This is a genomic window from Stenotrophomonas sp. P5_B8 (assembly GCF_054049855.1).
The window spans coordinates 1-3,730 of record NZ_JBFULO010000385.1; the positions used below are offsets into that span (position 1 = coordinate 1).

The 3,730-nt window shown below is 65.5% G+C and carries 2 protein-coding genes and 2 pseudogenes; all 4 read left to right on the forward strand.

Annotation, left to right across the window (positions count from 1 at the left end):
• A pseudogene (locus ACXJKH_RS16790) lies at positions 1-348 on the forward strand (efflux transporter periplasmic adaptor subunit); the annotation flags it as partial.
• 46 nt (positions 349-394) lie between these two features.
• A complete protein-coding gene (locus ACXJKH_RS16795) occupies positions 395-1,114 on the forward strand; it encodes an ABC transporter ATP-binding protein (protein ID WP_256776914.1) in 720 nt (239 codons plus the stop codon).
• A 7-nt stretch (positions 1,115-1,121) separates the two neighbouring features.
• Positions 1,122-2,426, forward strand: coding sequence for an ABC transporter permease (locus tag ACXJKH_RS16800; protein ID WP_457321017.1), 1,305 nt, complete (start codon positions 1,122-1,124; stop codon positions 2,424-2,426).
• Between the two features lie 16 nt (positions 2,427-2,442).
• Positions 2,443-3,660 (forward strand): annotated as a pseudogene (locus ACXJKH_RS16805) (ABC transporter permease); the annotation flags it as partial.
• Between the last annotated feature and the right edge of the window lie 70 nt (positions 3,661-3,730).

A 3,730-nucleotide genomic window follows, 5' to 3' on the forward strand; every position in this document is an offset into this window, starting at 1 on the left:
GGCGAGATCAGCGCGGTGTCCCCGGAAGTGGTCGCCGGTGAAGTCAAYGCCCGCATCCGCTTCTCCGACAAGCAGCCGCAGGGTCTGCGCCAGAGCCAGCGCATGCAGGCCCGGGTGGTGCTCGATACCCGTCGCAATGTGCTCAAGGTCGAGCGCGGCCCGTTCGTCGAACAGGGCAACGGCCAGGCCTACGTCATGGACGGCAGCACCGCGGTGCGCCGCCCGGTCAAGCTCGGTGTGAGCAGCCTGGGCGAAGTGGAAATCCTCTCTGGCCTGCAGCCCGGCGATCGCGTCGTGGTCTCCGGCAGCGATCTGTTCGGCGATGCCGAGCACGTGTCCATCAACTGATATCCACAACACATTTCATCCTCAACCAACGGTAAGGAAAACAGTCATGCTCGAGATGCGCGCGGTCGCCAAAGTGTTCCGCACCGAACAGGTGGAAACCCATGCCCTGCGGTCGCTTGACCTGCACGTCCGCGAAGGCGAGTTCGTCGCCGTGACCGGTCCGTCCGGCTCGGGCAAGACCACGTTCCTCAACATCGCCGGCCTGCTGGAAACCTTCACCAGCGGCACCTACATGCTCGATGGCCAGGACGTCAGCAAGCTCGGCGACGATGCGCGCAGCCGCCTGCGCAACCAGAAAATCGGCTTCATCTTCCAGGGTTTCAACCTGATCTCCGACCTCAACCTGTTCGACAACGTCGATGTGCCGCTGCGCTATCGCGGCATGCCCGCCGCCGAGCGCAAGCAGCGCATCGAAAAGGCGCTGGGCCAGGTCGGGCTGGGCTCGCGCATGAAGCACTACCCGGCCGAGCTCTCGGGCGGACAGCAGCAGCGCGCGGCAATCGCACGCGCCCTGGCGGGCAGCCCGCGCCTGCTGCTGGCCGATGAACCGACCGGCAACCTGGACAGCCAGATGGCACGCGGGGTGATGGAACTGCTGGAGGAAATCAACGCCGCCGGGACCACCATCGTCATGGTCACCCATGACCCGGAACTGGCCGCCCGCGCACAGCGCAACGTGCACATCGTCGATGGCCAGGCCACCGACCTGCTGCGCGAGCCGGTGCTGTCAACCCCGCGTGCTGTCGTCGCCACCACCCACGACTGAGGCCACCATGCTCGCCTACTACTTCCGACTGGCCCTGCGCAGCTTCCGGCGCAACCGGGTGCTGACCGCGCTGATGGTGATCGCCATCGCGCTGGGCATCGGTGCGTCGATGACGACGCTTACCGTATTCCACGTGCTGTCCGGCGATCCGATCCCGCAGAAGAGCGACCGCCTGTTCTACGTGCAGCTGGACCCGCAGCCGATGCTGGGCTACCAGGCCGGTGAAGAACCCAATGACCAGCTGACCCGCTTCGATGCCGAAGCACTGCTGCGCGAGAAGCACGCCAAGCACCAGGCGATGATGACCGGCGGTGGTGTCACCCTGGAACCGGAGAACAGTGCGCTGCGCCCGTTCACCACCGATGCCCGCTACACCTCGGCCGACTTCTTCACGATGTTCGATGCGCCATTCCTGTTCGGGCGCGGCTGGAAGGCCGACCAGGACGAGGGCCGCGGTCGCGTGGCGGTGATTTCGCGCACGCTCAACCAGAAGCTGTTCGACGGTGCCGACAGCGTCGGCAAGTCGCTGCGGATGGATGGCAATACCTTCACCGTGATCGGCGTGCTCGACACCTGGAATCCGAACCCGCACTTCTACGACCTGGAAACCGGCAGGTACGGCGACAGCGAAGACGTGTTCATGCCGTTCTCCACCGCCATGGACCTGAAGTTCGGCCGCAACGGCAACATGGATTGCTTCGGACGCAAGAACGAGACCGACGAAACCTCGCTCAATKCCAGCTGCACCTGGATCCAGTACTGGGTGGAGCTGGAGAGCGCTTCGCAGGCGTCGGACTTCCGTGCCTACCTGGACAACTACTCCACCCAGCAGCATGCGGCCGGTCGCTTCGAGCGTCCCAACAATGTCCGCCTGCGCAACGTGATGGCGTGGCTGGACTACAAGCAGGTGGTGCCGGGTGACGTGCGCCTGCAGCTGTGGCTGGCGATGGGCTTCCTGCTGGTCTGTCTGGTAAATACCGTCGGCCTGCTGCTGGCCAAGTTCCTGCGTCGCAGCGGTGAGATCGGCGTGCGGCGGGCCTTGGGTGCCAGTCGTGCGCAGATCTTCCTGCAGTCGCTGGTCGAAGCAGGAACGGTCGGCCTGGCCGGCGGTGTGCTGGGTCTCGGGCTGGCGGCGCTGGGGCTGTATGCCGTGCGCCAGCAGCCGGTGGAGTACGCCAAGCTGGCCACGCTGGATGGACAGATGCTGCTGCTGACCTTCGGGCTGACCCTGGTGGCCAGCCTGCTGGCCGGGTTCCTGCCGGCGCTGCGCGCCATGCAGGTTGCCCCCGCCATCCAACTCAAATCGCAGTAAGGATCCGGAGCACATCATGGATATTCGTCCCATCCTCACCACGCTGCGCCGGCACAAGACCGCCGCCGCACTGATCGTGCTGGAGATCGCGCTGACCTGCGCGATCGTCTGCAACGCGCTGTTCCTGATCGGCCAGCGCATCGAGAAGATCAACCAGCCCAGCGGCATCGCCGAGAACGAACTGGTCGAAGTCCGTCTGGGCGGCATCGGCACCCAGGTCAACGTGGCCGCACGAACCCGCGAAGATCTGGCCGCGCTGCGCGGCATCCCCGGGGTCAAGAGCGTGGTGCCGCTGAACCAGATGCCGTTCCGCAACAACTCCTGGAACACCAGCCTGGGCCTGACCCCGGACCAGGAACGCCCCACCCTGAGCGCGTCGCAGTATTTCGGCAGCGAAGGCACCGTGGACACGCTGGGCCTGGAAGTGGTGGCCGGCCGTGACTTCCAGGCCGATGAATACCAGGACGTGGAGACCGCCAAGAACGATCCGAATCTGGAGGCCAACGGATCGGCGGTGATTCTGTCCAAGGCCGCGGCCGACAAACTGTTCCCCGGTACCCCCGCAGTGGGCAAGACCGTCTACAGCGGGCACATGCCGTTGCGGGTGGTGGGGGTAGTCAAGGAACTGGCCCGGCCGACCAGCCGCGAAGGCGATACCCGCTTCTCGCTCATCCTGCCGCTGCGCATGGGCTACGACGAGGCCTTCTACCTGATCCGGGTCACCGATCCGGCGCGGCGCAATGAAGTGCTCGAAGCGGCGGTGAAAGCGCTGGAACGCGTTGATTCCAGCCGCCTGGTCCGTGGCAAGCGCACCTATGAAGAGCAGCGCCAGAAGTACTTCGCCAACGACCGGGCGATGGTCGGCCTGCTGATCACCGTCTGCGTCGCCCTGTTGGTAGTGACCGCACTGGGCATCGTCGGGCTGGCCAGCTTCTGGGTGCAGCAGCGCACCAAGCAGATCGGCATCCGCCGTGCGCTGGGGGCGACCCGCGGGCAGATCCTGCGCTATTTCCAGACCGAGAACTTCCTGCTGGCCACGGTCGGCATCGTGCTCGGCATGTTGATGGCCTACACGATCAATCTGTACCTGATGAACAATTACGAGCTGCCGCGCATGCCCATCAGTTACCTGCCGATCGGCGCGATGCTGTTGTGGCTGCTCGGCCAGATCGCTGTCTTCGGCCCGGCCCGTCGTGCCGCCGCCGTTCCCCCTGCCGTTGCCACCCGGAGTGCCYGATATGCGCAAGACCCTGCTGTCCACCCTCGTGCTGTCCTTCCTGCTGGCCAGCGCACCGGCGCTGGCC